5 protein-coding genes are annotated in these 5,455 nt (G+C 75.0%); 2 read left to right on the top strand and 3 right to left on the bottom strand.

Annotation, left to right across the window (positions count from 1 at the left end):
• Window positions 1-49: 49 nt before the first annotated feature.
• The 3 genes from ACFV0Q_RS37910 to ACFV0Q_RS37900 form a co-directional block, all read right to left on the bottom strand.
• Complete coding sequence (locus ACFV0Q_RS37910; protein WP_385012119.1) at window positions 50-1,327, bottom strand: FAD-dependent oxidoreductase; 1,278 nt, start codon at window positions 1,325-1,327, stop codon at window positions 50-52.
• A 155-nt stretch (window positions 1,328-1,482) separates the two neighbouring features.
• Window positions 1,483-2,373, bottom strand: a complete 891-nt coding sequence (locus tag ACFV0Q_RS37905) for a TIGR01777 family oxidoreductase (protein WP_385012117.1) — start codon at window positions 2,371-2,373, stop codon at window positions 1,483-1,485.
• Between the two features lie 227 nt (window positions 2,374-2,600).
• Entirely contained in the window at window positions 2,601-3,320 is a 720-nt protein-coding gene (locus ACFV0Q_RS37900; RefSeq protein WP_385012122.1) for a VIT family protein, read from the bottom strand.
• 46 nt (window positions 3,321-3,366) lie between these two features.
• On the opposite strand from ACFV0Q_RS37900, the gene ACFV0Q_RS37895 reads away from it, so the two are divergent.
• Together ACFV0Q_RS37895 and ACFV0Q_RS37890 are read left to right on the top strand one after the other, a co-directional pair.
• Window positions 3,367-4,473: a PP2C family protein-serine/threonine phosphatase gene (locus tag ACFV0Q_RS37895; RefSeq protein ID WP_385012114.1), complete on the top strand. Its 1,107-nt coding sequence runs from the start codon at window positions 3,367-3,369 to the stop codon at window positions 4,471-4,473.
• 52 nt (window positions 4,474-4,525) lie between these two features.
• Window positions 4,526-5,416, top strand: coding sequence for a nuclease (locus tag ACFV0Q_RS37890; protein ID WP_385012111.1), 891 nt, complete (start codon window positions 4,526-4,528; stop codon window positions 5,414-5,416).
• Window positions 5,417-5,455: the final 39 nt, after the last annotated feature.

Raw genomic sequence — 5,455 nt, 5'->3', positions numbered from 1 at the left:
GCCTCGAACGCCGGCGGGGCTGGTGTGCCCCGCCGGCGTTCGGGTCGCGTCAGGCCGCCGCCGCCCGTACCTCCGCTTCCGGGCGGGCCGGGACGGGGATGCCGAAGTCGCGCAGCAGGGCGGTGGCGGCGCGGCGGGCGGAGTGCAGGGCGCCGTCGACGGTGTTGGAGTCGCGGTGGTCCCCGCACACGTAGAGCCCGGCCAGGACCCGGACCGGGCGGCGCGGGTCGTGCGGCGGGGGCATGGCCGGGACGGCCTCCGGGGTGTGGTGGACGGCCAGCAGCTCCCAGTCCCGGGTCGAGGTGTCGTAGAGCCGGGCCAGGCGGGAGGCGACCGTCCGGGCGGGCGGTGGCGGGCCGTGCACGGTGGTGGTGACCAGGCTGCGGCCGGCCGGGGCCCGGGTCGGGTCGACCGCGCTCATCACGGTGGTGTGCGCGAGGGGCCACTTGGGGTCGGCGTCCAGGAGCAGCGAGCCGTCCCAGGGCAGGGGGGCGGGGGTCGCGTGGTGGATGACGGTGACCTCGTGGAAGGCGGGTATCCGCAGCCCGGGCAGCAGGCCGGCGGCGGCCCGGGCGCCGGTCGCGAGGATGAGGGAGCGGCAGCCGAAGTCGCCGTGTTCCTCGGTGGTGACGAGGTTGGTCGCCACCGACCGCACCCGGACCCCGGTGCGTACGGTGCCGGGCGGCAGGGCGGCCGCGAGCAGCCCGGGCAGGGTGGCCGCGCCGCCCTCGGGCACGGCGAGCCGGCCCCGGGCGAAGGTGCGCAGGGCCAGGTCGGCGACGCGGCTGGAGGTGGTGAGCTCCGGGTCGCGGAGCAGGGCGGAGAGCAGGGGCCGCAGGACACCGTTGACGGTGCGCGGCGGCAGGCCCCGGGAGCCGAGCGCGGTCCGTGCGGTGCGTTCGGGCCGGGCGAGGAGCCGCTCCACGGGCAGGGCGGCGAGCCGTCCGAGGGCGGCGCTGAGCCGGGCCTGGTCCAGGGAGCCGCTGGCCAGCGCGCGGGCGGGGGTCAGGGCCCCGGCCCTCTGCTGTTTGCCGTCGGCGCCGTGCACCAGCACCCCAGGGGCGAAGGGGCGCAGGGTCAGCGCCTCCAGGCCGGGGGTGCGGGCCGGTTCGGTGTACGTGGTGCTGAGGAGCTGGCCGATCCGGTCGAGCCGGAACCCGTCGGCCGAGTCGGTGGCCATCCGGCCTCCGGGATCTCCGGCGCCCTCCAGGACGCTGACCGTGACCCCCGCCGCGATCAGGTGGTGTGCGGCCGCGAGTCCTGAGACTCCGGCTCCTACGATGACGACGTCCGCATGGTGTGCGGCATGGTGTGCGCTGCTGAGCACGTGCCCCTCCCCGAGGTCGGCGCGGCTGTGTGGGGTTCCTCCTTCCCCCAACGGGCTCCAGGAGAACCCGAGTCCGGCGGGGTATTGCGCACAACTCCGGTCGCATGACGGTCGCATCCGGGTCACGAACGGTCGCACGTGATCGGACGGTGCGCCTAGGGCAGCGCCGCCCTGATGGACTCCTCGATGCCGGGGTAGCGGAAGGCGAAGCCGGACTCCAACAGGCGGGACGGCAGGACGCGCTGACTGCCCAGCACGTCCCCGGCGAACTCCCCGAGGACCAGGCGCAGGGCGGGCGCGGGGACGGCGAGCACCGTCGGGCGGTGCAGGACGCGGCCCATGGCGGCGGTGACTTCACGGTTGGTCAGGGGCTGTGGCGCGGTGAGGTTCACGGGGCCCGTGAGGCCGGGGGTGTCGATGATGTGCCGCAGGGCGGCGACCTCGTCGTGCATGGAGATGTGCGACCAGTACTGGCGGCCGTTGCCGAGCCGGCCGCCGATGCCCGCGCGGAAGAGCGGGAACAGCTTGCCCCAGGCCCCGCCCTCGGCCGCGACCACCAGCCCGGTACGGGCGAACACGGTCCGGATCCCGGCGTCCCGGGCGGGGCGGGCGGCGGCCTCCCAGTCGACGCAGACGGAGGGCAGGAACCCCGCCCCGGCCGGGGCGCCCTCGTCGACGGCCCGCTCGCCGGTGTCGCCGTAGTAACCGATGGCGGAGCCGCAGACCAGGACGGGCGGCGGGGCGTCGAGGGCGGCCATGGCCCGGGCGACGGCGGCGGTGCCGAGGACCCGGCTGTCGCGGATCTCCTTCTTGTACGCGGCCGTCCAGCGCCGGTCCCCGACGCCGGCCCCGGCCAGGTGCACGACGGCGTCGCAGCCTTCGAGCCCGGCGGGGTCGACGTACCCGCTCCGGGGATCCCAGCGCGCTTCGCCGGGCACGGCGGGCTCGCGCCGGACGAAGCGGACGGTCTCATGCCCGTCGGCGTGAAGGGAGCGCAGAAGGGCCTTGCCGATGAGTCCGGAAGATCCGGTGAGGGCGATACGCATCCCCTCAGTCTGCCGCCGCCCTGGCCAAACCCGGCCCCGACGGCGCTGTCACGCCAAAACCCAGCCTGTAGGCGCAAAACCCAGCCCCTCCAACGCTGCCGCAGCAAACCCGGCTGCCGGCGCTCTCGCAGCAAAACCCAGCCTCGCCAACGCTCTCGCAGCAAAACCCAGCCTCGCCGGCGTTTGAGGCGCGGGGGTCCGGGGGCGGAGCCCGCGGCAACGGCGGGTCAGGAGGTACCCAGGCGGGTGCCCACCGCATACGTGACGGCCATGGCCAGGGCCCCGCCCAGCACGTTGCGCAGGATCGCCCGCGGCACCGGGGCCCCGCCCAGCCGCGCGCTGACCACCCCGCACAGCGCGAGCGCCACCAGCACCGCCGACACCGTCACCGGCACCCGCCCCGAAGGCCCCGGCAGGACGATGGCCAGCAACGGCAGCACCGCCCCCACCGTGAAGGCGACCAGGCTCGCGAACGCCGCGTGCCACGGGTTCGCCAGCTGGTCCGGCTCGATCCCCAGCTCCACCCGCGCGTGCGCCTTCAGCGCGTCCCGCTCCGTCAGCTGTACCGCGGCCTCCCGGGCCAGCTCCCGGTCCAGGCCCCGGTCCATCAGCAGGCCGGTGAGTTCGTCGAGCTCCGCCTCCGGCTCCTGCGCCAGCTCCCGCCGCTCCACCTCCAGCGAGGCCCGCTCCGAGTCCCGCTGCGAGCTGACCGACACGTACTCCCCCGCCGCCATCGACAGCGCACCCGCCAGCAGGCCCGCCACCCCGGCCGTGAGGATCGCGGCGCGCGAGGTGGTGGCTCCGGCCACGCCCACCACCAGGCCGGCCGTCGAGATGATCCCGTCGTTGGCCCCGAGCACCCCGGCCCGCAGCCAGTTCAGCCGGGTGCTGATCGCCGCGCTCTGCGTATCCGTCACGGCACCACTCTCACGGCCCCCGCCCACCAGGGCCACCCGGCGTGCGCGCCCCCGGCCCCGGTACCAGGGTGGAGGGGTGAGACGCGGACGGGAGGACCTGGGCAGCCTCCATGGAACACCGCCGCCGCGCTGGGCCCGGTTCGCGCCCGCGGTGGCCATGGTGGTGCTCTGCCTCGCCCAGTGGCTGACCCCGGGCAACATCGAGCTGGGGTACTTCCTGGCCGCCCTGCCCGCCGTGGCCGCCTTCTCCTACGGGGCCGCCGGCACCGCCGTCTTCGCCACCCTGGTGCTCCTCCTGCTCGGCGTGCCCGAGCTCGGCGTGGGGCACGCCCAGGGTTCCGACCTGGCCACGGTGGCCACCGTGGGCCTGCTCAGCGTGGTCATCGCCTGGGTGCGGCGGCGCCGGGACCACCAGCTCGTGAGCGTCCGCACCGTCGCCGAGGCCGCCCAGATGGCAGTACTGCCGCCGGTGCCGGAACGGGTGGGCCCGGTGCGCTGCGCCGGGCTCTACCGGGCGGCCCAGCGCGGCACCCTGGTCGGCGGCGACCTGTACGACGTACGGGCGGGGCCCTACGGGGTGCGGGCGGTGGTCGCGGACGTGCAGGGTCACGGCCTGACGGCGGTCGGGACGGTGGTCGCGCTGCTCGGCGCCTTCCGGGAGGCGGCGCTGGACGACGCGGAGCTCACCGGCGTCGCGGCCCGGCTGGACCGCCGGCTGGCGGCGGACGCGGCCGCGGACTCCACCCCGCACCCGGAGCTGTTCGCGACGGCGGTGCTGCTGGAGTTCCCGCCCGGGCTGGACCTCGTACGCATCGTGTCGTGCGGGCATCCGCCGGTGTTGCTGCTACGCGACTTCGCGGTCTTTGAGATCGAGGTGGAGCCCGGCCCCCCGCTGGGCCTGGGGCTGGCCGGGCCGGTCTGCCCGCCGGTGGCCGAATTCCCCCTGCTGCCCGGCGACCGGCTGCTCGCGCACACCGACGGGGTCACCGAGGCCCGCGACGCGGCCGGGTACTTCTACCCCCTGGCCACCCGCATCCCGGTGCTGGCCGGCGACCCGGCGGGCCTGGTCCCGGCGGTCTGGCGCGACCTGGCGGCCTTCAGCGGCGGCGGCCCGCACGACGACGTGGCCCTGCTGCTGCTGTCGCCCGAACAGCGGTTGTCCGGCGGGCCGGGGCGTCCCTAGATTCAGGGGGCATGCACCGCGTGTCCTCGTCCCGACACCCGTGGGAGCCGCCATGTCCATGCTGCTGATCAGTGGCACCTTCCGGGCGAAGAACCTCAAGCCGGACGGCGACACCGTCAACTTCACACCGGACGACGTCGCCGACTGGAGACTCGTGCCCGGCTCCAGGCCGGTCGTACCGAGGCCGAACGGCAGCGCCTCGATCCGGCTGGAGGGCATCGACGCGCTGGAGACCCACTACGGCGACGAGGGCTCACCCTCGGGCGTGCAGCACCAGCCCCTGGGCCTGGCGCACGAGGCCGCGGACGCGCTGCTGAGGGCGCTCGGCTTCACCGACTTCCACCGGGACGAACACGAAAAGATCATCAGTACCATCCCCGAGGCCGTGCCGGGCTACATCCTCACCCGCGGCGCCGACATCTTCGGCCGGTGCGTCGCCCTGGCCGGCAAGGACTTCCAGCCGGCCCCCAACGGCTACGAGGTCGACGTCGACGAGCGCGCGCTGAAGAACACCGCCAACCACCAGCTGGTCGCGAAGGGCCTGGCCTACCCGACCTACTACGGCGGCTTCCCGGAGCTTCTGCGCGCCTCCCTCACCGCCGCGGCCGTGGCGGCGCAGGACGCGAAGAAGGGCGTGTGGGCGAAGGACTCGACCACGGCCCCCACCGGGACGAAGGTCACCGGGCTGCCCTCCCTCACGGCCGACGACGGGGCCGTGATCCTCCCGAAGCTCTTCCGCCGGCTGAAGGACTACCTGGACCTCAACCCGTCGGACCCCTCCCTTTCCTGCTTCCGCGCCTACCTGGCGGGGGCCTCGGACGACAGGTTCTACCTCCAGGGGAAGCCGGAAGTGTTCAGCGGCATGCACCACGTCGTCGAGGTCAACGGCGACACCGTGAGGATGACCCACGGGCCGGAGGAGATCGTCTTCGTGGAGAAATGAGCCGGGGCCGACGGGCCGGCCGACCGGCAGGACAGTCGC

This window comes from Streptomyces sp. NPDC059564 (assembly GCF_042735575.1).
GTDB lineage: Bacteria > Actinomycetota > Actinomycetes > Streptomycetales > Streptomycetaceae > Streptomyces.
This window is presented reverse-complemented; position numbering and strand designations above follow the sequence as displayed.